This is a genomic window from Acinetobacter sp. RRD8, assembly GCF_031844225.1.
GTDB lineage: Bacteria > Pseudomonadota > Gammaproteobacteria > Pseudomonadales > Moraxellaceae > Acinetobacter.
Window position 1 is genome coordinate 17,088 of record NZ_JAUZUU010000005.1, and the last position, 22,339, is coordinate 39,426.

General features: G+C 44.9%; 27 protein-coding genes. 14 read left to right on the forward strand and 13 right to left on the reverse strand.

What is annotated here, in order from left to right; translation table 11 throughout:
• Positions 1-71: 71 nt before the first annotated feature.
• The 7 genes from Q9R24_RS06910 to Q9R24_RS06940 all read left to right on the forward strand — a co-directional run bounded on the left by Q9R24_RS06910 (position 72) and on the right by Q9R24_RS06940 (position 6,399).
• Positions 72-875 carry an NYN domain-containing protein gene (locus Q9R24_RS06910; RefSeq protein ID WP_034439084.1) on the forward strand — a complete coding sequence of 268 codons (804 nt, stop codon included), beginning with the start codon at positions 72-74 and terminating at the stop codon, positions 873-875.
• 5 nt (positions 876-880) lie between these two features.
• On the forward strand, positions 881-1,636 hold the full coding sequence (locus Q9R24_RS06915; RefSeq protein WP_004647401.1) for a hypothetical protein: 756 nt from the start codon (positions 881-883) through the stop codon (positions 1,634-1,636).
• A 65-nt stretch (positions 1,637-1,701) separates the two neighbouring features.
• Positions 1,702-2,841, forward strand: a complete 1,140-nt coding sequence (locus Q9R24_RS06920; protein WP_311204457.1) for a glycerate kinase — start codon at positions 1,702-1,704, stop codon at positions 2,839-2,841.
• A 152-nt stretch (positions 2,842-2,993) separates the two neighbouring features.
• Entirely contained in the window at positions 2,994-4,982 is a 1,989-nt protein-coding gene (locus Q9R24_RS06925; RefSeq protein WP_311204458.1) for an ATP-dependent helicase, read from the forward strand.
• A gap of 83 nt (positions 4,983-5,065) precedes the next feature.
• Positions 5,066-5,317, forward strand: a complete 252-nt coding sequence (locus tag Q9R24_RS06930) for an RNA-binding protein (protein WP_004729489.1) — start codon at positions 5,066-5,068, stop codon at positions 5,315-5,317.
• Between the two features lie 194 nt (positions 5,318-5,511).
• A complete protein-coding gene (locus tag Q9R24_RS06935) occupies positions 5,512-6,015 on the forward strand; it encodes a DUF6586 family protein (RefSeq protein WP_004278463.1) in 504 nt (167 codons plus the stop codon).
• A 105-nt stretch (positions 6,016-6,120) separates the two neighbouring features.
• Positions 6,121-6,399 (forward strand): hypothetical protein, encoded by a 279-nt coding sequence (locus Q9R24_RS06940; protein ID WP_004278462.1) that lies wholly within the window; start codon positions 6,121-6,123, stop codon positions 6,397-6,399.
• Positions 6,400-6,656: 257 nt separating this feature from the next.
• Here the strand turns inward: Q9R24_RS06940 and Q9R24_RS06945 are convergent, their stop codons facing one another.
• The 4 genes from Q9R24_RS06945 to Q9R24_RS06960 form a co-directional block, all read right to left on the reverse strand.
• A complete protein-coding gene (locus Q9R24_RS06945; protein ID WP_311204459.1) occupies positions 6,657-8,372 on the reverse strand; it encodes a cation:proton antiporter in 1,716 nt (571 codons plus the stop codon).
• A gap of 135 nt (positions 8,373-8,507) precedes the next feature.
• Positions 8,508-8,663, reverse strand: coding sequence for a 50S ribosomal protein L33 (gene rpmG / locus Q9R24_RS06950; protein ID WP_001205031.1), 156 nt, complete (start codon positions 8,661-8,663; stop codon positions 8,508-8,510).
• A 12-nt stretch (positions 8,664-8,675) separates the two neighbouring features.
• A complete protein-coding gene (gene rpmB / locus Q9R24_RS06955; protein ID WP_000048256.1) occupies positions 8,676-8,912 on the reverse strand; it encodes a 50S ribosomal protein L28 in 237 nt (78 codons plus the stop codon).
• Positions 8,913-9,077: 165 nt separating this feature from the next.
• Entirely contained in the window at positions 9,078-10,526 is a 1,449-nt protein-coding gene (locus Q9R24_RS06960; RefSeq protein WP_004278439.1) for a coniferyl aldehyde dehydrogenase, read from the reverse strand.
• A 115-nt stretch (positions 10,527-10,641) separates the two neighbouring features.
• Here Q9R24_RS06960 and Q9R24_RS06965 point away from each other — a divergent pair, with 115 nt between their 5' ends.
• The 5 genes from Q9R24_RS06965 (at position 10,642) to Q9R24_RS06985 (ending at position 14,300) form a co-directional block, all read left to right on the forward strand.
• The gene (locus Q9R24_RS06965; RefSeq protein ID WP_034437998.1) at positions 10,642-11,373 is read left to right on the forward strand and encodes a TetR/AcrR family transcriptional regulator; all 732 of its coding nucleotides are present in this window, start codon (positions 10,642-10,644) and stop codon (positions 11,371-11,373) included.
• A gap of 47 nt (positions 11,374-11,420) precedes the next feature.
• A complete protein-coding gene (purU, locus tag Q9R24_RS06970) occupies positions 11,421-12,287 on the forward strand; it encodes a formyltetrahydrofolate deformylase (protein ID WP_004278437.1) in 867 nt (288 codons plus the stop codon).
• Positions 12,288-12,479: 192 nt separating this feature from the next.
• Positions 12,480-13,247, forward strand: coding sequence for a TonB-dependent receptor (locus tag Q9R24_RS06975; protein WP_129716376.1), 768 nt, complete (start codon positions 12,480-12,482; stop codon positions 13,245-13,247).
• A 25-nt stretch (positions 13,248-13,272) separates the two neighbouring features.
• Positions 13,273-13,896: a MotA/TolQ/ExbB proton channel family protein gene (locus Q9R24_RS06980; RefSeq protein WP_195725181.1), complete on the forward strand. Its 624-nt coding sequence runs from the start codon at positions 13,273-13,275 to the stop codon at positions 13,894-13,896.
• Positions 13,896-14,300: a biopolymer transporter ExbD gene (locus Q9R24_RS06985; RefSeq protein ID WP_004278434.1), complete on the forward strand. Its 405-nt coding sequence runs from the start codon at positions 13,896-13,898 to the stop codon at positions 14,298-14,300. Before Q9R24_RS06980 ends, Q9R24_RS06985 begins: the two co-directional genes overlap by 1 nt.
• A gap of 64 nt (positions 14,301-14,364) precedes the next feature.
• Here the strand turns inward: Q9R24_RS06985 and msrA are convergent, their stop codons facing one another.
• From msrA to Q9R24_RS07015, 6 genes are all read right to left on the reverse strand, one after another.
• Entirely contained in the window at positions 14,365-14,889 is a 525-nt protein-coding gene (gene msrA, locus Q9R24_RS06990; RefSeq protein ID WP_311204460.1) for a peptide-methionine (S)-S-oxide reductase MsrA, read from the reverse strand.
• 110 nt (positions 14,890-14,999) lie between these two features.
• Complete coding sequence (locus tag Q9R24_RS06995) at positions 15,000-15,461, reverse strand: META domain-containing protein (protein WP_004278432.1); 462 nt, start codon at positions 15,459-15,461, stop codon at positions 15,000-15,002.
• Between the two features lie 102 nt (positions 15,462-15,563).
• Complete coding sequence (locus Q9R24_RS07000) at positions 15,564-16,613, reverse strand: DUF4105 domain-containing protein (protein ID WP_311204461.1); 1,050 nt, start codon at positions 16,611-16,613, stop codon at positions 15,564-15,566.
• Between the two features lie 23 nt (positions 16,614-16,636).
• Positions 16,637-17,149 carry a dihydrofolate reductase gene (locus tag Q9R24_RS07005; protein WP_004278430.1) on the reverse strand — a complete coding sequence of 171 codons (513 nt, stop codon included), beginning with the start codon at positions 17,147-17,149 and terminating at the stop codon, positions 16,637-16,639.
• A 199-nt stretch (positions 17,150-17,348) separates the two neighbouring features.
• The gene (gene thyA, locus Q9R24_RS07010; RefSeq protein ID WP_311204462.1) at positions 17,349-18,191 is read right to left on the reverse strand and encodes a thymidylate synthase; all 843 of its coding nucleotides are present in this window, start codon (positions 18,189-18,191) and stop codon (positions 17,349-17,351) included.
• A 182-nt stretch (positions 18,192-18,373) separates the two neighbouring features.
• Positions 18,374-18,865: a lipocalin family protein gene (locus tag Q9R24_RS07015; protein ID WP_005172774.1), complete on the reverse strand. Its 492-nt coding sequence runs from the start codon at positions 18,863-18,865 to the stop codon at positions 18,374-18,376.
• A gap of 378 nt (positions 18,866-19,243) precedes the next feature.
• Here Q9R24_RS07015 and Q9R24_RS07020 point away from each other — a divergent pair, with 378 nt between their 5' ends.
• Positions 19,244-19,759 (forward strand): CHAP domain-containing protein, encoded by a 516-nt coding sequence (locus Q9R24_RS07020; protein ID WP_311204463.1) that lies wholly within the window; start codon positions 19,244-19,246, stop codon positions 19,757-19,759.
• An 18-nt stretch (positions 19,760-19,777) separates the two neighbouring features.
• Here Q9R24_RS07020 and Q9R24_RS07025 read toward each other — a convergent pair whose 3' ends face one another.
• The 3 genes from Q9R24_RS07025 to lgt form a co-directional block, all read right to left on the reverse strand.
• Positions 19,778-20,164 carry a hypothetical protein gene (locus Q9R24_RS07025; RefSeq protein ID WP_311204464.1) on the reverse strand — a complete coding sequence of 129 codons (387 nt, stop codon included), beginning with the start codon at positions 20,162-20,164 and terminating at the stop codon, positions 19,778-19,780.
• Positions 20,157-20,549: a hypothetical protein gene (locus Q9R24_RS07030; RefSeq protein ID WP_311204465.1), complete on the reverse strand. Its 393-nt coding sequence runs from the start codon at positions 20,547-20,549 to the stop codon at positions 20,157-20,159. Before Q9R24_RS07030 ends, Q9R24_RS07025 begins: the two co-directional genes overlap by 8 nt.
• Positions 20,550-20,641: 92 nt before the next feature.
• On the reverse strand, positions 20,642-21,451 hold the full coding sequence (lgt, locus tag Q9R24_RS07035) for a prolipoprotein diacylglyceryl transferase (protein WP_004278424.1): 810 nt from the start codon (positions 21,449-21,451) through the stop codon (positions 20,642-20,644).
• Between the two features lie 93 nt (positions 21,452-21,544).
• Here lgt and Q9R24_RS07040 point away from each other — a divergent pair, with 93 nt between their 5' ends.
• Positions 21,545-22,324, forward strand: coding sequence for an NRDE family protein (locus Q9R24_RS07040; RefSeq protein WP_311204466.1), 780 nt, complete (start codon positions 21,545-21,547; stop codon positions 22,322-22,324).
• Positions 22,325-22,339 lie beyond the last annotated feature (15 nt).

Consider the following 22,339-nt stretch of genomic DNA (forward strand, 5'->3'; position numbering starts at 1 on the left):
TGACGAAAGTCGGCATTTTTTATGTCAGAATCATGTATATAAAAAATTAAAAATAATATCTTGGGGTGGATGTGGATATTCAGACAAAAAAGTTCGCTGTATTAATCGATGCGGATAATTCTTCTATCAACGCGATTTCATCGGTATTGGAGGAAGTTGCGAAATATGGAATTGCCAGTGTCAAACGTGTGTATGGGGACTGGAGCAGCGAAACTTTAAAGAAATGGCGAGATGTACTCCTTCCTCATGCCATCACTCCGGTACAACAATTCGCTTATACCAAGGGTAAAGATGCGACGGATATGATCCTGATCATTGATGCTATGGATTTACTTTATGCAGGTGCATTAGATGGATTTTGTATCGTATCCAGCGATAGCGATTTCACGCCCTTAGCTTCACGTATTCGTGAAAATGGTCTAACAGTGTATGGCTTTGGCAAAAAAGCTACGCCTGAAGCATTTAAGAAAGCCTGTGACAAGTTCATTTATATCGAAAACTTACTTGTAGATAGTGAAATTAAAAATAATGAGGATGGTGAAGAAACAGGATCAATAGATAAAAAAGTTTCGGAGATTATCAAGACTAATGGACAAAAAACTATATCTGCGCAAAAGGAAATTCAGTTACCTGAAGGGATGGATCGAGCTACGCTTAACTTAATTTATAAAGCTGTAAAAGATAATGCCGATGATAATGGATGGGCGAATTTAGGGATGGTCGGGCAGTATATCAGTGCAGTAAAGCCTGATTTTGACTCTCGTAACTATGGTAGAGCCAAATTGTCAGGATTAATAAAAACTTTAAATTTATTTGAAACAAAAATAGAAATGAGTCAGATGTATTTAAGAAAAATGAAAAAGCAGAGTGTGTAATCGATATGTGGAAAAAGATTCGGATTCTGATTTTATTAATCATCTTATTGATTGTCGCGGTCAATGCCTATCGTGATCAAAACCAGAACTGGTCAAAGCCGATTATTGTGTTGCTGCATCCGATTAATGCCGATGGATTACCGACCACACAGCAATATATCCAGCAACTGTCAGCTCAGGACCTGAATGGAGCACGGGAATATCTGGAAAAAGCAGCTCAGCAGTATCGTGGACAGCCGACTTATTTTTATTTTAATTTAGGCCGTGAGCTTCAAGTTCTACCACCCAAAGTCCCTGAGCAAGACTCGCTCATCGATACAGTTTTATGGAGTTTAAAATTCCGGTTCTATGCTTGGAAACAGCGACAGAGTTCAGACCCTTCAGCTAATGTGACTTTATTTTTAAATTACTATGATCCTGTGCAGACCAAGCAATTGAAACATTCCACTGCCTTGCAAAAAGGCCGGATTGGTTCGATAAATCTATTTGCATCCAAACAACAAACTGAACAGAATAAAATTGTATTGGTGCATGAATTGCTGCATGCCTTTGGCGCTTCGGATAAATATGATTTAGCGACAGGTCAACCGATTTATCCGCTGGGTTATGCATTTCCAGATCAGCAACCCTTATTTCCGCAAACCAAGGCGGAGCTGATGGCAGGACATATTCCACTGTCTCAAACCACCAGTAAAATGCCAGAATCTTTAAATCAAACTTTGATTAATGAGATAACTGCAATTGAACTGGGCTGGAAATAAAGACTTGTGGATAGTGCTGGATTTATCCACAATTTAGACTTCATTTGTGGATAAAAGATCACACCATGCCGCTCACCTTTGTGCTTGCTCCCGACTCGTTTAAAGAAAGCATGTCTGCTGCACAGGCTTCTCAGGCCATGCAACGCGGTATCCAGAACGTCATTCCGGATGCCCACATCATTCATGTGCCAATGGCCGATGGTGGTGAAGGCACGGTCGATGCATTGATTTCAAGTTTAAAGGGGCAAAGTATTGCATGTGAAGTGACCGAACCACTGCCTGAGCAACGTATTCAGACCTATTGGGGTTTGATTGATGCAGGTCAAACTGCTGTGATTGAAATGGCCAAGGCCAATGGCATTCATTTATTGAAGCCTTCACAGCGTAATCCGATGCTCACTTCAACTTATGGCACAGGAGAAATGATCAAACAGGCATTGGACTTGAGTGTGAAAAAAATCATCATGGGGTCGGGCGGCAGTATTACCAATGATGGTGGTGCAGGGATGGCGCAAGCACTGGGTGTGCAGTTTCTAAATCATGCGGGAGAGTTAATTCAGGTCTGTGGTGGAAACTTGGATCAGGTCAAATCAATGGATTTATCTGGACTGGATCCACGTTTAGTAGATACTGAAATAATCATTGCATCGGATGTCAACAATCCACTGTGTGGACCAAATGGTGCATCGATAATCTTTGGACCACAGAAAGGTGCAACCCCGGAAATGATCAAGCAACTGGATCAAAACCTCGGTCATTTTGCCGATGTAGTCGCTGGGCAGATTGGCTGTGATTATCGTCATGTGGCAGGTGCGGGTGCAGCCGGTGGGCTGGGTTTTGGTTTAATGGCATTCACCGCTGCCTCTATTCGGTCCGGGGTGGAACTGATGATTGAACAGGTTCAACTGAGTGAGAAAATAGCGCAAGCAGATTATGTCCTGACCGGTGAAGGTAAAATTGATAGTCAAACATCTTTGGGCAAGACCCCTTTTGGGGTAGCACAGCTCGCCAGGAAATTTAATAAACCGGTAATCGCTTTTGCGGGTCTAGTCGGTGAAGGGATTGAGGATTTGTTTGAGTCAGGATTTAGCCAGATTGTTGGGATTAATCTGCCAGATTGTCCTTTAGAGGAAGCCTTAAAAAATGCAGAAATGAACTTGGAGAAAGCTGTCGCTGAGATAGTTAAAAATCTTTTGACAGAGTGAAAGTATTTCTCTCTCCTGTAATCCAGCACGCCCTGTCGTTAGCTAATATCAAATCAGGAAATAAAATTGGAGACAGTTTCAGGACAACTGAAAAGACATAATTCTGGAAGCGATCTGTTAAACTACATACATCCACAAAATGATGAGTGAAAATGAGTTTAGCCACCCTGATTGATGAATTAAATCCCCAACAAAAGCAAGCAGCGACTACAGAAGCAAAACACAGTTTGGTGCTGGCCGGGGCAGGTTGTGGCAAAACCAAAACCATCGTGGCACGCGCAGCTTACTTGATTGAACAGGGCGTGCCTGCCAACCAGATTCAAATTCTGACCTTTACCCGCCGGGCAGCCAGTGAAATTGTGGCGCGTGTCGAACTGGCACTCGGAGAGCAAGCCAAGGGGCTACGAGCCTCGACCTTTCATACCTTCTGTATGTATCTACTGCGCCGTATTCCGAAAGCTTTTGGTCTGGAACAGTTTTCGATTATTGATCGTGATGATCAGCTGATGATGTTTCGCCTGATTCGCGGTCGTGATGACAAGAAAAACCCCAATCATTTACCTAAGCCTCAGGAACTATGTGACCTGTATTCTTTTGCACGGAATACCCGGCAAAAACTTAGTCTGGCACTGGAAAAACAGATGCCGGAATATCTGGCTCTCAAAGACCAGATTGCCGAAATCATGAAAGAATACGAAGCACGTAAGCAGGCGCGCAGCTTTCTGGACTATGACGATATTCTGGCGGTAGTTGCCACGGCGCTGGCACAGTCCGAAGGTCTGGTCGACTATGTCGCTTCGATCTGCCGGCATATGCTAGTCGATGAAATGCAGGATACCAATCCTTTGCAATGGGCTTTGCTGGAGCCACTCAAAGACCGGATCAGCCTGTTCTGTGTCGGTGATGATGCGCAGTCGATTTATGGCTTTCGTGGTGCAGACTTTGAAAATATTCACCATTTCAAAGAGCGTGTGCCAGATGCGCAGATTTTCAAATTAGAAAAAAACTACCGCTCGACCCAGGAAATTCTGGATCTGTCCAACTGGCTGCTCGATCAGTCTGAAATCAAATATGACAAACGTCTGGAAGCGTATCGCGGAGAAGGCATTAAGCCGCGTATGCATATCTTCCCGAATGAATTTGATGAAGCTAAATGGATCGCGATTGATATTAAAGAGCGTCATTATCTGCAAGGCAGCAAATGGGGCGAGCATATGGTCTTGGTACGCTCCAGCTTTGCCGCACGGCATATTGAAGCAGCTTGTATCGCGGCTAATGTGCCATATCGCTTTATTGGTGGCATGAAGCTGCTGGAAACGGCGCATGTCAAAGATTTGCTCAGCATGCTGCGCGTAGTCGCCAATCCGCTGGATGATATCGCCTGGATGCGTTTCTTGACCCTGTGGAATGGTGTTGGTGATGTGGGTGCCAGTAAGCTATCGCAGCAGTTATTGGCTGAACCGGAAATGGAAGCTATTGCAGATAATTTGGAAAAATTTGGCAAGATACCATTAGAAACCATTCTGATCATGCAGCAGATGAGTGTGCTCAAAGGCGAAGTGCAAGCCTGTGTCGGTCTTGCGATTCAGGCGATTGAATCGCAGTTGGCGGAAAACTATAAAAAGGACTGGCCACGTCGCCAGAGTGATTTTGAACTGGTCAAACAGCTGGCCTCCAAGCATTCGCAGCTGAGTGAGTTTTTAGAGGAATATGTACTGGATCCGGTGTCAATCTCGGAAATTGAACGCCAGTCGGACCATGATGTAGTGACCTTGATTACCATTCACTCGGCCAAAGGCACCGAACAAAATGTTTGTTATGTGGCCAATGTCACGCCAGGCAATTACCCGCATGCACGTGCTCAGGGTGACTTTGATGATGTCGAAGAAGAACGTCGTGTGCTATATGTGGCGTTGACCCGGGCAAAAAATGAATTGATTCTGACCAAACAGAACCTGAATCATTGGGCGCGCGAAACGGTCGATGAGCAGGGGCGTAAAGTCGAAAGCTATTTCCTGAATGATCTCACCCGGCATTTATGCACCACAGAAACCCATTACAAGACCCGGCAGCAAACGGTAAAAAGTGCCTTGATTGAACGCAAGTCGATTAATTTAGATTTTGGGATTGATCTCGATTAAACTATGGCAAAGTTGTTTCATGCAAAAAGTAGAGTAGGCGCGTGCTTTTTGATATTTTTTGCCTATCTTCTTAAGGTTGTAAGATGAAAATTTTAGTTCGTAATTTAGAACGTACGGTCACAGAAGCCGAATTACTGAAACTGTTCCAGGAATATGGCACAGTGGAGACCTGTACTTTGGTGCTTGATGCAGCAACAGGCAAATCAAAAGGTTTTGCTTTTGTAGAAATGCCGCATGGCCGTGAAGCAGTCAAAGCCATTAAAGGCCTGAACACTTTACGCCTGCACGGACATGGCATCCGCGTGAAAGCCGCAGAAGACAAGCCTCAGGCTTAAACTCAAAAAAGGAGCACTTGATAGGCTCCTTTTTTTATGGCTACAATTTAGTATCGCCGTACTTAATTAGTGAGCTCAATGCTCTGAATTTCAGTGCTGGATGGATTCAGTCTAAACATCTTTTGATTGCGAAATGTAGGCGAACCTTTTACTTTATAAAAGCCAAAATTTGTTTTAAACCTTAGGAAATCTCGATGACCCGTGTTGCTCGCTATCATGCGGACCGTACCAATCAAAAACTGTATTTTGCCCGTCTATCCTGCCAGCAAGCAGAGCAAACCGAACATGTACAACAGGCTCAGGCACAACGTGAAGCAACTGTGTTTCATTTGCATGGTGCTTTGTTAGCATTTTTACAGGAACTTGTGCGTTACTATCGCCTGAATGATCCTCATCCGACGCTAAAATCGATCGAAGAACTGATGGCGGCCAAAGGCCAGATTTCGCCGGAAGTGGCGGTGCTGCAACATTTATCCAAGAGCGGTTTCATTGCTGAACTGAAACGTGCTTACCGTCTGTGCCAGTATGCGCCCGAACCAAGTACCCCAGAACCTGAAGACGAAACTTCCTCAAATCTCATCATTAAAGTCACACAGTCTCCACAAGCATGGTTACCTGATACTGCTATATTGAGAGAGTGGCATCGTGACCTGACCCAATTAATTGATGGTTTTCGTAATGAGATGATTGAATTTTAATCGGATCGGCTGTACTTGAAAATGCAATTTTTAACCCTATATCAATTACTCTAATGATGCAAAGTGCACCCGGCGCTTTGCCACCATGTTGAACATGGAGGATATATGTCTATAGAACAGTTGAAAGATTTATTTGGTAATCAAGACGCGATTTTAGAACTCGTTCAACTTGAAGGTGGCGCGTTGGCTCTACGCAATGCAGGCTCACATAAACAGCCTTTGGTCATGATTCAATTTAATGATGAGGTGAAAGCTTTACTTGGAGAGCAGACGCCCGTGATTGCGCAACAGATGATTCAGGCAGCACTCTATGGTTTGCTGGAACAGCAGGTCAATGAGTGGCAGGCTGAAGTTGTGGATGAAGAACCAAAGTATATGAGTTAATCGTTGAAATTTATTTAGAAAGCACACTATCGGTGTGCTTTTTGAGTTTTATAGGTTATTAAATTAGGCAGATTTTAAGTACCATAAAAACGTTCATTTAAAATGAAGATGAAAAATCAGTATTTTAAAATTTAAGTCGTGAGCAGTCTGAAGCCAGTGTAATAATAAAATCTTTGACTTAGAGATATATTGATGTTCATAAAAAAAGTTGCCAGATTCGGCAACTTTTTTATTTGGCGTTTATTCAAAGAAAAACTTTAATGAGAAGGCGTATGCTGATGCGCGATCTCAATCTGGTTCAAAATATGATTGCTCATATTTTTCGCCATTTCTTCTTTGGCATAATAAACCGCACCGACATTATCCCGACGAATGGCTTCAGCTTCTTCCTTGCTTTCCGCACAGACCAGTACCTGAATTTGTGGATTCAAGGTCTTGGTAATATCGACAATTTTATGAATATCGATGATATCCATAGGGGAAATGACCAGTAAGCGCGCATGCTGGATATGTGCCTGAATCAGTACGCCAGCCTCAGTGGCAACACCAGACACCGCAGCAATGCCTTTCTCACGTAGGTTTTCGACGATGTCACGGTTTTCTTCGGCAATCACCACCTTGATATTTTCTTGCATCAATGAGCGGGTAATGCGACGCCCGACCTCCCCATGGCCAATAATGACCACCTGATCGCGCAGGTAATCCTGTGAGACTTCATCGGGTAACATCGCCAGAGGGTCACCACTGCGTTCCAGTAATCGGGCCAGAGTCGAGCGTTCCCGAATCCATTTCTGTACCGGCTCAATCGCGGAAAAGATAAAGGAGTTAAGCGTAATCGAAATTAAGGCACCTGCTAGAATCAGGTTTTGACCTTCCGGCGAAAGCAGGTTGAGCGAAACACCGAGTGCAGCCAAAATAAAGGAGAACTCACCAATCTGTGCCAGAGAAGCACCGACGGTCAAGGCGGTATTGATCGGATAACGGAAGAACAGCACCAGTGCCATCGCAGCAATAGTTTTACCAATCATGATAATCGCGACCACGGCCAGTACATGTAAAGGCTGTTCCAGCAAAATGCGCGGATCAAACAGCATGCCGACGGAAACAAAGAATAAAATCGAGAAAATTTCACGCAGTGGTAAGGTTTCTTCTTCAGCACGATGACTGAAATCAGATTCCTTAACGACCATTCCGGCAAAGAAAGCACCCAGTGCCATGGATACACCAAAGACTTTATAGGCACCAAAGGCAATCGAAACAGCAGCTGCCACCACAGTTAAGGTAAACAGCTCACGTGAACCGAGACGTGCCACCACCTGTATGATCATCGGAATCAAGCGTTTACCAATAATCAGCATGAAGGCAATAAAGCCTGCGACTTTAAGTAAGGTAATCCCTAAGGTGAGCCAGATATTCTCATCGCTTGCACCTTCCAGCGCTTGCCCACCTAAAAGCACCGCAGTGGCAGGTAACAGTACCAGCGCCAAGACCATGACCAGATCTTCGACCAGCAACCAGCCAACAGCAATTCGGCCATTGATTGAATCCAGTAAGCCACGATCACCAAGGGCTTTGAGCAGAACCACGGTACTGGCACAAGACAGGCTTAGGCCGAAGACCAGTGCTGAGCCAAAGCTCCAGCCCCACAGCATCGAAACTCCAACCCCGAGCAAGGTGGCAACTGCAATCTGTAAAATCGCACCAGGCAGGGCAATCCGGCGTACCTGCATCAGATCGTTCAGGGAAAAATGCATTCCGACGCCAAACATCAGGAACATGACGCCAAGTTCTGCCAGTTGGTTGGCCAGATGAATATCACCGACCACACCGGGTGTATGGGGACTAATCAGAATGCCGGCAATTAAGTAACCGATCAAAGGGGGAAGACGTAACCGTGCAGCGAGATAGCCAAAGACCAAAGCTAAGCCAAAACCAACAGCCAGTAATATAATGAGCTCTACGTCATGTGGCACTAAATACTCCTTTAGCTAGGTTTGCTGGGAAATAAGCACAAAAAGTGCCAAAACATGCAGAAAGTTTATCAAGTCGGATAAAAAAAGTGCAAAAAAAAACGACCCGCAAAGGTCGTTTTTTTAAAGAAACTAAAATTATTTGATTTTAGCTTCTTTGAAGATTACGTGTTGACGGATTTTTGGATCAAATTTTTTGATTTCCATTTTTTCCGGCATAGTACGTTTGTTCTTAGTCGTGGTATAGAAATAACCTGTACCAGCTGAAGAAACTAAGCGAATTTTATCACGCATGGTTCAGACTCCTTAGATCTTTTGACCTTGAGCACGTAGGTCAGCAACAACCTTTTCAATGCCCAATTTGTCGATAATACGCATACCTTTAGTGGTTAAACGAAGACGTACAAAACGTTTTTCGCTTTCTAACCAGAAACGGTGGTGGTGCAGGTTCGGCTCGAACCGGCGCTTAGTTTTGTTGTTGGCGTGTGAGACGTTGTTACCAACGACTGGACGCTTGCCGGTAACTTGGCAAACCTTAGACATGGTGTAACTCCATTGATTTAGCCAACAGCAAATCTGTATGGCCAGTCAAAAATAAACGGATTGAAATCATTCAAGGGGCGTTTTATATCAAAAATGCGCTTAAAAGACAAGCGATTTTCGTCAAAACGCGGCACGAACTATATCGATAGCTCATGCCTTGATCATTTAGCGGAGAAGTGTCTTCGAAATCAGCTTGTGAATCGGTTTATTGAACGGTGGCAGAATGTATTTCAAGCTGTACAGCTTTGGATTCGACATTACTGAGCGTTCATGCGACAAACTGAAGAAGCCTTCTGGGCCATGGTATTTACCCATACCTGATGCACCGACACCCCCAAATGGTAGATCATCCTGCGCAACATGGGTCAGTACCGTATTTTGCCCGAAATGCCCTGAATGGGTACGCTGTGCGACATAATCGGCACGCGCCTGATCAAAGTCGAAGTAGTATAAAGCAAGTGGACGCGGACGGCTATTAATAAAGTCGATGACATCGTCAATTTGATCATATTCCATGATCGGTAACAGTGGGCCAAAGATTTCATGCTGCATGATCTGCATCATCGGGGTGACATTGGTCACGATGGTCGGTGCAATCTTGCGCAGATCAGCCGAGTTTTCACTACGCGGATTAATTTCAATGACTTGCGCACCCTGTTCACGCGCATCATCCAGATAGCCTTGCAGACGGTTATATTGTTTGACATTAATAATCGAGGTGTAATCCTGATTATGGGTGATATCCGGATACATGCTTTCGACACAGGCTTTAAAGTGATCAATGAACTCGGCAGTTTTTCCGAGAGGCAGGAACATATAGTCTGGCGCTACACATGTCTGACCGGCATTCCAGAGTTTGCCCACCGCAATCCGCTGCGCGACATCGCGCAGATCAATCGATGGATGCACCAGTACCGGCGATTTACCGCCCAGTTCCAGAATCACCGGCACCAGATTTTCGGCAGCGGCTGCCATGACGGTTTTACCGACTGCAGTTGAGCCGGTGAAAATCAGTTTATCGAAAGGCAAACGACAGAAAGCATCTGAAATCACACCGCCACCATTCACCACAGCGACCAATTCTTTAGGGAAGGCTTCAGCCAGGGCTTTTTCCAGAACTTCACCAAAGGCAGCCGATGCACTGGAAATTTTGATCATGGCATGGTTGCCGGCCGCCAGGGCACAAATTAGTGGGCCAATCGAGAGCAACAGCGGATAGTTCCACGGTGCGATAATTCCGACTACACCCAAAGGCTGATATTGCACCCAGGCTTTGGCCGGCTGATGAATAATGCCGACATGACGCTTGGAAGGTTTCATCCACCGGGTCAGGTTTTTGCTGTAATATTTAATATGTTCCAGACAGGTGAGCAGTTCACCAATCTTGGTTTCCCCAATGGAACGGTTACCATAGTCCTGATTAATTGCGTCAGCAAATTGATCTTGATACTTAACTAAGATACGCTTAAGTCGAGCTAAACGATCGATACGTTCCTTTGCAGTCGGCAGAGGGTAGTGTAAATAAGCGTGTTTTTGTTGCGCCAAGACTTCATTCAGATATTGGCTATCAAAAAAATGTGGTGTCATTGATGTTGTTTTTGTGTGACTGTTCATGCCGCACTACCATTATTCAAAAATCGATTAATTAATTTTTAGAGCAAATACTCTAATTAGTCAAGTGACTTTGTGTGTTAGCCTGCTAATGCATGAACTGAATGGTTATTTTAGGATGTCCCAAACCAAAACCTTAAAAACTAAAGAGCGTATCTTGCAGCTCAGTTTGCAGCTGTTTAACGAGCGTGGTGAACGATCGGTAACCACCAATCACATTGCGGCTGAACTCGGCATGAGCCCGGGTAACCTGTATTATCATTTCCGCAATAAAAATGAAATTATTAAAGAATTGATGGAACAGTACCAGCACCAGACCCTGGAAATGCTGGCGCTGCCGGATGACCGTGCGCTGGATGCCAATGACAAGGTGCATTATTTTCAGGTACTGAGCAGCCAGTTATGGGCTTACCGTTTCCTGCATCGTGATGTCTATCATCTGGTAGAAAATAACGAAGATTTTCGCAAGATGTATCCACGCTTTGCCGGTCAGGTGATGCAGCAGGGCCAGAAAATCTATAAAGGCTTTGTTAATGCAGGCCTGATGGACATGACCGATTCAGAGATTGAAGCACTGATTATTAACCTGTGGATTGTGCTGACCAACTGGACCAACTTCCTGTATATGTCAGGTCATTTAACCGATTCCAATACGCTGGAAGAAAAATGGGTCTGGCAGGCACTCCGTCAAATGGTATTCCTGGAAGGGGCGTATTTACGTGGTGAAAGTCGTCAAACCTATGAAGGTTTATTGAGTAGTTTGGGCTCTTCGGAACTTTTTGCCAGCCTGTCGTCATCTAAAGATTCTGAATCTGAACAAACTATTCAGAATATCCAAGAAACGCGCTAGAATACTCGGCTTATTTTTAATTTAACTGATTAGTGACTTAAACCAACATGAATATGACGACTGCTAACACCGCACGTTTATTGATTACTTGTGAAGACAAGCCGGGCATCGTGCAGGCTGTTTCGAGCTTCTTGTATCATCAAGGTGCCAACATTACTGCGCTTGACCAATATGCGACAGCAGCGCAGGGCGGACGTTACTTCATGCGCGTTGAATTTGAATTAGATAATCTTCAAAGTCGCAAAGAAAGTATTACCCAGACTTTTGCAGCGAATGTGGCGGAACGCTATGGCATGCAATGGCGTCTGGCTCTGGTCAGTGACGTGAAAAAAGTCGGTATTTTGGTGTCTAAAGTCGATCATGCCTTGCTTGAGCTGTTATGGCGTCATGCGCGTGGTGGTTTGCCTTGTGAAATTACCAAAGTGGTGTCGAATCACGAGACTTTACGTGAAGCAGTTGAAAATTTTGGCATTCCATTCGAAGTTGTGCCGGTGACCAAAGACAACAAACCTGAAGCTTATGCAGAAATCGACCAGTTGATGCAGGGCAATGACTTACTGGTGCTGGCGCGTTATATGCAGATTCTGGATGAAGAATTTGTCAGCAAGTGGGAAATGAAAGTGATCAACATTCACCATTCTTTCCTGCCGGCTTTTGTAGGTGCCAATCCGTACAAACAGGCCTATGAAAAAGGCGTGAAGCTGATCGGTGCAACTGCGCACTATGTGACTGCTGATCTGGATCAAGGTCCGATTATTGAGCAGGATGTGGAGCGCGTGAACCATGACTTTACTGTTGAGCAGTTACGTGAACTCGGTCAGGACGTAGAACGTAATGTATTGGCCCGTGCGGTAAAATGGCATTTGGAAGACCGTATTATTGTCGATGGCAACAAGACTGTCGTGTTCCAATAAGACTTGCATTGAGTTTTAAAAAGGCATACTTTTAGTGTGCCTTTTTTGTTTTGATGCAAAAAAAGTCAGTCAAAGGTAGGATTAGCGGTTGCAAATGAAAACACTTCTCATTTATTATTGGCATACTTTAATTGTGATAACCGATGAGCTTGATAGTTTGTTCCACATCATCTCCTCAAGGTAATAGATTTAATGAGTCAAGTTGCTGCGCCCCAAATGCCTACACCGCCGAATCAGATGAAAAAGAAAGTCATCTCTATCGTGGCGGCTGTACTGGTTGGGCATGTGGGTGTGTTATATGCGATCAGCCAGATGAAAGCACCTGAGCTGACACCCATTGATAAGCAACCCTTAAAAGTGCGCTTTGTGAAACTCCAGGAAGCGCCAAAACCTTTACCGCCAAAACCGAAGGCCGAGCCACAAAAAGAGCCGCCTAAGCCTAAAGAAGTCAAAATTGTCGATAAACCGCTGCCACCACCACCGAAAAAAGTAGAAAAAATCGAGCAGGTGAAAAAGGCTGAAGCACCAAAAGTAGTCAAAGCACCACCAGTTGAAGCAAAACCAACTCCAAGTCCGGTCGTGCCGACAGTGGTCACTGAAACTAAAGTTAAACCGGCACCTGCTCCGGTCGCGCCACCTGCGCCTGTGGCACCGCCAGCACCTGCTGCGCCGCCATCTCCGAAAAGTGTATCAATTGGTGGGGGCGTGTCCTGGCAGCGTTCACCAAAAGTCTCACTCTCTGCAGGTGAATTAAAATCAGCCTGTTCACTGGTAGTAGATGTTTCAGCGAATGAGCAGGGCAAAGTAGTCTCTGCGACTGCACGAAATTCAAGTTGTAGCCCGGCAGTAACGCGCAAAGTAGAAGCCGCGGTACGTCGTGCACAACTTACCAAATATGTTGAAAATGGTGTGGCTTATCCAACCCGTGTGGAACAGCCTTTCGATTTTCAGGTTAAATAACGGCTCACCCATTAGGAGTTCGAATATGAACTTTTCAGTTTATTGGCAACACGCTGATGCAGTCAGTAAAACACTGTATTTCGTGTTATTGGCAATGTCGATTGCGACATGGACCATTTTTGTGCTGCGTTTGATGGGCACTCGCCAACTGAAACAGATTGCCTATGCGCAGTTATCTAAAGCATTGGAACAACTGAAAACCAAACTGGCTCCTTTGGGCTTTGAACAACGTAAGGCAGTGGCAGAACAGGCGCTATTACGCCAGATTTCAGCAGAAAAAGCCAATGCCGAAAAAGGTGTATCAGTTCTGGGTACGATTGCCTCAATTTCACCATTTGTTGGTTTGTTCGGTACGGTATGGGGCATCTTCCATGCGCTGGTTGCTGTTGGTAAAAGTGGTCAAGCAGGTCTGGCACAAGTAGCAACTCCAGTCGGTGAAGCATTGATTATGACTGGCTTAGGTCTGGCAGTCGCGATTCCTGCGGTACTGGCTTATAACATCTGTGTCCGTGCTAATCGTGGCTTGGCACACGAGTTACAGGATCAGGCACACGGTCTGTTAATTGATACCATGCTGCAACAGGAATCTGCTGCAAAAAAGTCTGATGAGAAAGTAACACAACAGAGTCTCGTGGGAGGTCAAGCTTAATGGCTTTTCAACTGGGTGAAGACAACGATGTAGGCATGAATGAGATGAACCTCATTCCCCTCATCGACATTATGTTGGTATTGATGATCATCTTTCTGGTGACAGCGACCGTTGCGAACCCATCAATTCCATTAACCTTGCCACAAACCACTGCGGAGATTATCGATCTGCCGCCTGAAAATGTCACGATTAGCATCAATGCCGAAGGTGACATTGCTTGGAATGGTGATGTATTGACGCTGGAACAGCTTGAAACCCGTTTTAATGAAGCGGGCCAAGCTGAACGTCAGCCGACCATTGTGTTGAAAGCGGATAAAGAATCACGTTATGACTCGGTGGCGCAAGTCATGTCGCGTGCGAGTGGAGCCGGACTCAGCGATATTGCCTTTGCAACTGATAACTAAGATTTAGGTAATAAAAAAAGCGACTGATTGCAGTCGCTTTTTTTATGCCCATTTTTCATGAAACTTAATGGGTTTTTAAGAGGGTCGTAAATTTGCTGCGTAATTTATTCAATTTTGGAGGAATGGCAAAATTGCAATAGCCCTGGGTCGGGTTCTTGGCAAAGAAGTTTTGATGATAGTCTTCCGCCGGATAGAAAGTCGGGGCAGGACTGAGTTCAGTCACCATATTGATGCCATCGGCTTTCAGAGCATCGATCGCCTGCTGCGCCTGTTGCTGCTGTTCATCATTCAGATAATAAATCACAGAACGATACTGGGTGCCGACATCATTGCCCTGACGGTTTAGCGTGGTCGGATCATGGGTTGCAAAAAATACATCAAGCAACTGGTTATAGTTAACCTGGTTTTCATCGAAATCGATCAGAATGACTTCAGCATGGCCGGTATTGCCCCCGCAGACATCATCGTAGTTTGGCTCAGTTGTATGCCCACCTGCGTAGCCACTGACGACCTGCTGAACCCCCTGGATCTGTAAAAATACGGCTTCAGTACACCAAAAGCATCCCCCACCGAAAAGTGCCTGTTGCATGGTTGATTCCTCATTCAATTAAATAACTCAATCGGGCTGATGGTTAAATTCCAGCTCATCAGTATGAAAGATAAAAAAGCCTGTCCATACAGGCTTTTTGTAGGGAAGTATTAACGCGGCTGAACAGCACTTTCTAGCTGGATCAAGAGATTCCCATGGCGATCCAGTAATTTTAAGGTTTTACCAAATACTTGATAATGTGTCACTTTGGCTAAAGCTTCATTAAATTTCTGATCAAGCTGATCGTTGTTCATACAGGCCATACGGGTAGTGGCCATTTGGTTCAGGGTCAGCGTGTCTTTCGCTGCTGTGTAACTGCCCATAATCCGGTTACAGCTATCTGAACCTGAAACGCGCTGGGTACTGGCATCAAATTGCAGACTCGGAACATTGCGTGCGGTTGGCGCAGTCTTGATTTCAGTATTACCAATCTGGGTCGCAATCCAAGTACGATTTTGCAAAAGTTGTAAATGATTCGCGGTTTGTGTCGTGGCTGTATTGGGCACAGTTTCGCAGCCCATGACCGTTAGAACCGAGCCTAAAATCGCGATTGCAGTTAATTTTTTTAGCATGAGAGATACTCTGATCATTGACTAGCTATTTGTATATAAACAAAAAAATGATCAAGGTTCCAGTTGATTTTGTATCTTTATTGAAGTGGATTTGCTACACAGTTATCGCATGTCGGGTTTTGGTAGGCCCTGCCGGATCAGGCGTGAATAGTCCTGACTGGAGAGATTAGCGGTGCGTTCTACCCGTGGATTGACATGTGCCCGTTGATACCAAGTGTGCATATCCCAAGACTGTTCTAGTACTTTAAGATCATAGAGATAATTCGGTAAATAGCCGGAGGCCAGCAACCGGTAATCTGAGGGTAGCTGTTGTTGCGATATCGCCTGAACCATATCAAAGACTAGTGTGGTGCAATTACTGGTCAGGGTATTGTACCATTTTGGCTTTTGGGCCAGCTCATCGGCCTGACGCAGATATTCCTTGAATAGCGCTTTAGCCTGAGCTTGCGGCATTTTGACTGGGAAAAAATAGACCTGTTCACCACGGACATTGCTACGGGTATAGACAATATCCTTTTCATCCGATGCGACCAGACTCAGTTCATATTTTCGGAAAAAGCCACCAATCGCTGAAAACTCTTCATTCTTTTCCTTGCGGATTTCAATCGAGAAGGTGAGTGGCTTTTGATTGGCAAAATCGAAGCTGACCAGGGTATGGGCAATTTTAGGCCCCATCCAGTAGGAAGTAATGATGTTCACGCCAGTAATCTGATTCAGATCAAAACTGCGGCTTTCCCAGCGTTCGATATAGCGACCATCGGCCTGCCAGTCAAAGTTGCGGATATTGTGTAAGGTAACCTGATCGCCTTGCTGCTCATAATGCAGAAGCTGGGAAACCTCAGGATTCCACTCTCGATCCTGACGCGCTTCCAGACTGAAATATCCTAGCAGACAGAATAAAAAGGCCAGAAGATAAAGAACGCTATCCACTTGGCGGGAGATCAGATGCCGGGTGAAATAAATCCCGAGAACGACCAGCGCAAAGGTCAGCCAGAGTCCAATCAGCATCAAGCTGCCGATTTTTCCGAGGGGTTGATGAACCCAGAGCATCAGGCTGAACCACAGGCTCGACAGAATGACGAATAAAGTAAACAGGCTGCCCAGTAGCCACAGACTCCAATGTCTGGAGATGTATTCGCGTCCCTGCATCATCACTTTTTCATGAGAAATAGGCTTTATTTTCTGTAGGTTGCGAACTCAAAAGCAATGCCGGTTTTGTCGTCGATATGTTGCTCGGCAGCGACTTTTTTAAATTCTGCTGGAATCGCTGGATAATAGGCATCGCCCTGTACATCCAGTTCGACATGGGTCAGTTCCAGACGGTCTGCAATATCCATAGTCTGTTTAAAGATTTCACCACCACCAATGATGAAAATGGTTTCAGGTTTTTCTGAAGCCTTTACATCTGCAACGGCCTGACTCAGCGCATCTTCAATGCTATAAGCGACTTTGGTGCCTGCAAATGCCCAGTCTGGATCACGGGTAATGACCCAGTTCACGCGTTTAGGCAAGGTACGTCCCATCGATTCTAGTGTCTTGCGACCCATCACCACCACACCGCCTTGGGTGATTTCCTTGAAGTGTTTCAGGTCGGCAGAGATATGCCAAGGTAGGTCATTGCCCTTGCCGATACAACGCTGCTGATCCATGGCAACGACGTGTACAACTTCTAAATCTTGAAATGACATGTATTGAATCCTTCTTATCAAGCCCAAAGTCCTTCGTGTAATTTTTTACTGGTACGAAAGAAAGGTTAAAAATCTATATTGATTGCCTTCATGCTTTAGGGCTAGGAATAATTTTGAAAGGAGTTGGCGATTTACGTGTGGTAAAAAACCTCTTCCTAGCCCTCTCCTAGGAAGAGAGGGAACTTTATAATAAAGAACATTAAACAGCGACAGGGGCTTTAATGCCTGGATGAGATTCATAACCGACAATTTCGATATCTTCAAATTTAAAATCGAACAGGTCTTTGATCTCAGGATTTAGTTTTAATTGACAAAGGCCGAGTGGCTCACGGCTAAGCTGCAACTGTGCCTGTTCAAAATGGTTGCTGTACAAATGGGTATCGCCGCCAGTCCAGACAAAGTCACCAACATCCAGATCACAGACTTGCGCGATCATATGCGTCAACAAAGCATAGCTGGCAATATTAAACGGCACACCTAAAAAAACATCAGCGCTACGCTGGTATAGCTGGCAGGACAATTTGCCATTGTGTACAAAGAACTGGAACAGGGTATGGCAAGGCGGTAATGCCACTTGGCCTGCTTCATTCGGATTCCAGCCAGATACAATCAGACGGCGCGAATTCGGATTGGTTTTAATTTCATTAATCAACCATTTGATCTGGTCAAAACCGTCCTGATTATAACTATTGTCTGCATTTTTGCTGGCACCAAAATTACGCCATTGGTGACCATACACTGGGCCTAATTCGCCTTCAGGACGGCCAAAACGCGCAGTCTGTTCTGCGGTCGCCCATTCGTCCCAAATCGAGACTTTATGGTCTTTTAAATATTGAACATTGGTATCGCCTTTCAGGAACCACAACAGTTCAATCACGATAGAACGGAAATGAACTTTTTTGGTGGTGAGTAAAGGAAAACCTTGGGAAAGATCAAAGCGCATCTGATGACCAAATACCGAACGTGTACCTGTACCGGTACGGTCGCCTTTATCGCCGCCGTTGTCGAGGATATGTTGTAAAAGGTCAAGATATTGGCGCATAGTTCTCTCTATTTGAATCTGTTGAAAATCGCCGTTTTAACAGCAGAATGGATTATTTTATAATCAATTTTCTGTCGAAAGGGACAATTTAAATTGCGCACATCATAGCATTTTTTGATGAGCTTTCATCGCCCAAATTGAGAATAAAAAAGACCTCCTGATGGAGGTCTTTTGATTGCAGTTTAAGCGGTTTTATTGCCCGTATGGACTGTATGAATCAGATCAGACAGATCATAGCCCAAGGATTCTGCATAACTTAAATATTCGCGTTGAGTCGCTTCGTCCAGACTGGTACCGCGATGCAGTAGCCATAAATATTCTTTATTCGGTTCGCCTACGAGCGCGGTCTGATAATCGGGGTCGATTTTTAATACCCAGTAATCGCCCTTGGTAAACGGAATCCAACGCAGGCCTTCAGGTAAAAAGCTGACTTCAAGCTTGGCATGTTCTGCATCGACAATGGTTGCTTCAGCAATAGCTTCATCCAGTTTGCCATCACCATCCAGACAGCGATTCTGAACCCGAACTTTACCATTTTCATTCAAGCTATATACCGCAGAAATATCGGTGCTGTCTTCAGGTTGATGCTTCATCGGCAAGCGTGCAATTTCATACCAGGTGCCTAAATATTGTTCTAAATTAAAATTTGAAACGGTACTTAAAGTCTGACTCATTTTTCTTCTCCGTTTAGTTCAATATTTAAAAATGCCGCATCAGTGTAATACAGGGTGCAAAGCTCAAAATGATGTAATCATGTAGTGAAATGTTGTCTGAAAATGGCCGAGTTACAGATTAAATCCCTAGGGTTTGAGTAGAAGAAAATAACGGCTCATTTTGTATAGTTCAGGCTAAAAAGGCTTTGCTTTACATTTTTTTTGCAAAGATGATGGGTTTTGTAACTGTATTAGAAAGAACGGTTTAATTTGAATGCCGGAAAAATAGACAAATTTATTTACATTTTTAATGTGAAAAATAACATTTAAGCGACTAGTATTCTCGGCTTATTAACAATATGAAAGCCTAAATTACAGGCGAGGAGCGGTTGGTAAGGCATGATCTATGATCATCAAGTAAACATGAGCGAAGTATATGCTCCTGTCCAAGCGAATATCATGGTGCGTTCCCAATCGGAGCAAAGACCTAAAAAGTCATCCCAGCAAGCCACTGTCCGTAACGCTTCAGGCGTAAGCAATGGCCATCGTATCAATATCGAGAAATTTACCAGTTATCTGCAAGGCATTACCCGAAATACCAGTACACAGAAATGTGCGCGCAGTATTCGTGTCGGTCTGCAATCCTCGGGTGCGAAAATTGTGACTCATCCGGTCGCAGCGGCAGATTGGGGAAGTACCCTGATGCAGCTGGGCTATAAGAAAATTAATGCTTCTTTTGATCGGCCGAAAAAAGGCGATATCTATATTATTGACCGTACTCAGGGACATAAATATGGACATATCGCGGCTTATTCAGGTAGTGCCTGGGTATCGGATTTCAAACAGCGAGATCATGCGGTTTATCGCAATAAAAACGTGACTTATAGTTACTATCGTCTGGAAACTTACTTCTAAGAAAATACTGCGAAGTGATCAGTCCTCAAAACGCTTCGCACGGCTTTCATAGATTGAAACGATAAATAATCCAATCGCGGCAAAGCCAAGACATTGCAGACCCAAGGCAAATTTGCCCCATTGCTGGTGCTGTTCTGGTAAATAGCCAAACAGGGTAATTAAGGCAATGATGGGAATGACCCGGCTCAAGGCGCTAAAGCCATTTGCATAGGGATTGGATTTTGAGATTTTCAGGCGGAAATGGTGCAGTAAATGCACGACAATTCCAATCGCTAAACTCACCCCCACAAATACCGGATCTAACTGGGCCACAGTCGATGCTGTATAAATCAAAATACAGGTCGTAATAATAACGATGAGTTTGATTTGACGGTTACAACGTTCTGAATACCAAAATTCAAGCATGGGGTGGCTCTGGATCCTGAGAGTTCTGATTGAGCAGCGACAATGGTGAAAACAGGCAAATCGCCAGAGCCATAAAGGCAATGCCCTGTGCACCCGGAATCAGGATTTCACCCTGTTGCATATTCATAAAAACTAAAGCAATTAATAGCGCAATTGGAATCCAGGTCAGTAATCTATATAAAAAACCGCTCGGGTTTTTGCTGGCAAAGTGGATTTTGCAGTAACGACAGATCAGAAAAATGATGCCGGTCCCGACAAACATCAAAATCGAATCTAAGGGCAGTGGTTGCATCCAGTACAAGCCTGCAGCTGTCGCTGCAATCACAATAAAGATCAACAGTTTTTTGAGAACAGAGACCTGCGGATTAAACCAGAACTCAAGCATAGTAATGATGGAATAGAAGAGATAATCGGCACTTTAGCATATTTTGAGTATAAAAAAGCGAGGTCGTTGCCTCGCTAAATTACGCGATTTTCTCAGCTATTTTTGTTTGGACCCCAGTCATATATTTTCTTCTGGTAGGCATACCACATCATCCACAAGCCAATCAGGATCATTGGCAGGCTCAGGAACTGGCCCTTGCTCATCCAGCCAATAAACAGCTGGCCATTATCCGGCTCACGGAAGAATTCAACCACAAAACGTGCCAGACCATAACCGATCAGGAACAGGGCCGAAACAGCCATACGTGGACGCGGCTTCGAGCTGAACCACCACAGTACAATAAACAGGATCAGGCCTTCACACAGTGCCTGATACAGTTGTGATGGGTGACGTACCAGTTGCAGCGGGTCGGTCGGGAAAATCATGCCCCAGGCAAAGTTTGGGTCGGTCACCTGACGGCCATACAGTTCGCCGCCAATAAAGTTACCAATCCTGCCAAACATCAACCCTGTCGGTACGCAAGGTGCGATAAAATCCAGAGTCTGGAACCAGGTCATCTTATATTTCTTGCACCACCACAACATGGCCAGAATGACCCCGAGGAAACCGCCATGGAAACTCATACCGCCGGTCCAGATCTGGAACAGCCATAAAGGATCGGCCAGGAACTGGGAAAAACCGTAGAAGAAGACATAACCGACACGGCCACCGATGATCACACCGAGTGCACCGAAGAAAATCAGGTCAGACACCATATCCGGTGTCCAGCCACGTTGTTTGGCGCGAAACGTCGCCAATCCCCAGGCAAATAAAAATGCCAGTAAGTACATCAGTCCATACCAGTGGACTTGTAAGGGCCCGAGCGAAATCGCGACGGGATCAATATTGGGATAGGTGAGCATTCCTGTTCCTTATGATTCTGTTTTGCACAGATTTTAGCTTAAAGCAAAGAAAAATGTTGTACATTCAATGTGTAAAGATCGAGAGCGTAAATTATGTGTATCGTGGCATTGGCTTGGCGGGTTCTGGATCAGAGCTCATTATGTCTGATTTCAAATCGGGATGAGTTCTATCAGCGTCCTACGCAGGAGCTGCATGAATGGGAGAATAGTCCGATAATTGCCGGACAGGATCTACAGTCGGGCGGCACCTGGATGGGGATTACGGCTTCCAGTCGCTGGGCGGTGATTACCAATTTTCGTGATGGGCAGGACAAAGGGCATTATCCGACTTCACGTGGACATATCATCCAGAACTTTTTAGATTCTGACTTAACGCCGATTCGTTTTGCTCAAGATCTGGAACAACGCCAGTGTGACTATGCCGGCTTTAACCTGTTTATCGGCGATCAAGATCAGGCGGTGTATATGAGCAATCGCGGTGAAGCACCACAAGTACTGGCCCATGGCGTCTATGTGGTTTCGAATGGCCTGATGAGCGAAGACTGGTACAAGACCCGACATTTACGTAAACGCTTTACCCAGGAATTTTTACCGATGCTGCAACAACTGGAGATCGCAGAAGCAGATTTGTGTCATGCAGTCTGGGATATTCTGGAAGACGAACGCAAGGTGATTCCTGAACTTCTGCCAGACACCGGCATCTCGGTTGAAATGGAACAGCTGCTGTCTTCGACTTTTATCCAGAGTCCGGCCTATGGCACCCGATGCTCCAATTTTTTGAGAATGCAGCAGGGACAATGGCACTGGATTGAGAAGTCACAACAAGGTACAACCGCAGGTCAAACTATTGAGAAAATAATTAGCCTAAAATAATCACCGGATATAAAA

Bases quoted from the DNA above. Each gene is read 5' to 3' on its own strand.
- Q9R24_RS06915 (WP_004647401.1), top strand. From the start codon at position 881: ATGTGGAAAAAGATTCGGATTCTGATTTTATTAATCATCTTATTGATT.
- Q9R24_RS06920 (WP_311204457.1), top strand. From the start codon at position 1,702: ATGCCGCTCACCTTTGTGCTTGCTCCCGACTCGTTTAAAGAAAGCATG.
- Q9R24_RS06925 (WP_311204458.1), top strand. From the start codon at position 2,994: ATGAGTTTAGCCACCCTGATTGATGAATTAAATCCCCAACAAAAGCAA.
- Q9R24_RS06930 (WP_004729489.1), top strand. From the start codon at position 5,066: ATGAAAATTTTAGTTCGTAATTTAGAACGTACGGTCACAGAAGCCGAA.
- Q9R24_RS06935 (WP_004278463.1), top strand. From the start codon at position 5,512: ATGACCCGTGTTGCTCGCTATCATGCGGACCGTACCAATCAAAAACTG.
- Q9R24_RS06940 (WP_004278462.1), top strand. From the start codon at position 6,121: ATGTCTATAGAACAGTTGAAAGATTTATTTGGTAATCAAGACGCGATT.
- rpmG (WP_001205031.1), bottom strand. From the start codon at position 8,663: ATGCGTGATAAAATTCGCTTAGTTTCTTCAGCTGGTACAGGTTATTTC.
- rpmB (WP_000048256.1), bottom strand. From the start codon at position 8,912: ATGTCTAAGGTTTGCCAAGTTACCGGCAAGCGTCCAGTCGTTGGTAAC.
- Q9R24_RS06960 (WP_004278439.1), bottom strand. From the start codon at position 10,526: ATGAACAGTCACACAAAAACAACATCAATGACACCACATTTTTTTGAT.
- Q9R24_RS06965 (WP_034437998.1), top strand. From the start codon at position 10,642: ATGTCCCAAACCAAAACCTTAAAAACTAAAGAGCGTATCTTGCAGCTC.
- purU (WP_004278437.1), top strand. From the start codon at position 11,421: ATGAATATGACGACTGCTAACACCGCACGTTTATTGATTACTTGTGAA.
- Q9R24_RS06975 (WP_129716376.1), top strand. From the start codon at position 12,480: ATGAGTCAAGTTGCTGCGCCCCAAATGCCTACACCGCCGAATCAGATG.
- Q9R24_RS06980 (WP_195725181.1), top strand. From the start codon at position 13,273: ATGAACTTTTCAGTTTATTGGCAACACGCTGATGCAGTCAGTAAAACA.
- Q9R24_RS06985 (WP_004278434.1), top strand. From the start codon at position 13,896: ATGGCTTTTCAACTGGGTGAAGACAACGATGTAGGCATGAATGAGATG.
- msrA (WP_311204460.1), bottom strand. From the start codon at position 14,889: ATGCAACAGGCACTTTTCGGTGGGGGATGCTTTTGGTGTACTGAAGCC.
- Q9R24_RS06995 (WP_004278432.1), bottom strand. From the start codon at position 15,461: ATGCTAAAAAAATTAACTGCAATCGCGATTTTAGGCTCGGTTCTAACG.
- Q9R24_RS07000 (WP_311204461.1), bottom strand. From the start codon at position 16,613: ATGATGCAGGGACGCGAATACATCTCCAGACATTGGAGTCTGTGGCTA.
- Q9R24_RS07005 (WP_004278430.1), bottom strand. From the start codon at position 17,149: ATGTCATTTCAAGATTTAGAAGTTGTACACGTCGTTGCCATGGATCAG.
- thyA (WP_311204462.1), bottom strand. From the start codon at position 18,191: ATGCGCCAATATCTTGACCTTTTACAACATATCCTCGACAACGGCGGC.
- Q9R24_RS07015 (WP_005172774.1), bottom strand. From the start codon at position 18,865: ATGAGTCAGACTTTAAGTACCGTTTCAAATTTTAATTTAGAACAATAT.
- Q9R24_RS07020 (WP_311204463.1), top strand. From the start codon at position 19,244: ATGATCTATGATCATCAAGTAAACATGAGCGAAGTATATGCTCCTGTC.
- Q9R24_RS07025 (WP_311204464.1), bottom strand. From the start codon at position 20,164: ATGCTTGAATTTTGGTATTCAGAACGTTGTAACCGTCAAATCAAACTC.
- Q9R24_RS07030 (WP_311204465.1), bottom strand. From the start codon at position 20,549: ATGCTTGAGTTCTGGTTTAATCCGCAGGTCTCTGTTCTCAAAAAACTG.
- lgt (WP_004278424.1), bottom strand. From the start codon at position 21,451: ATGCTCACCTATCCCAATATTGATCCCGTCGCGATTTCGCTCGGGCCC.
- Q9R24_RS07040 (WP_311204466.1), top strand. From the start codon at position 21,545: ATGTGTATCGTGGCATTGGCTTGGCGGGTTCTGGATCAGAGCTCATTA.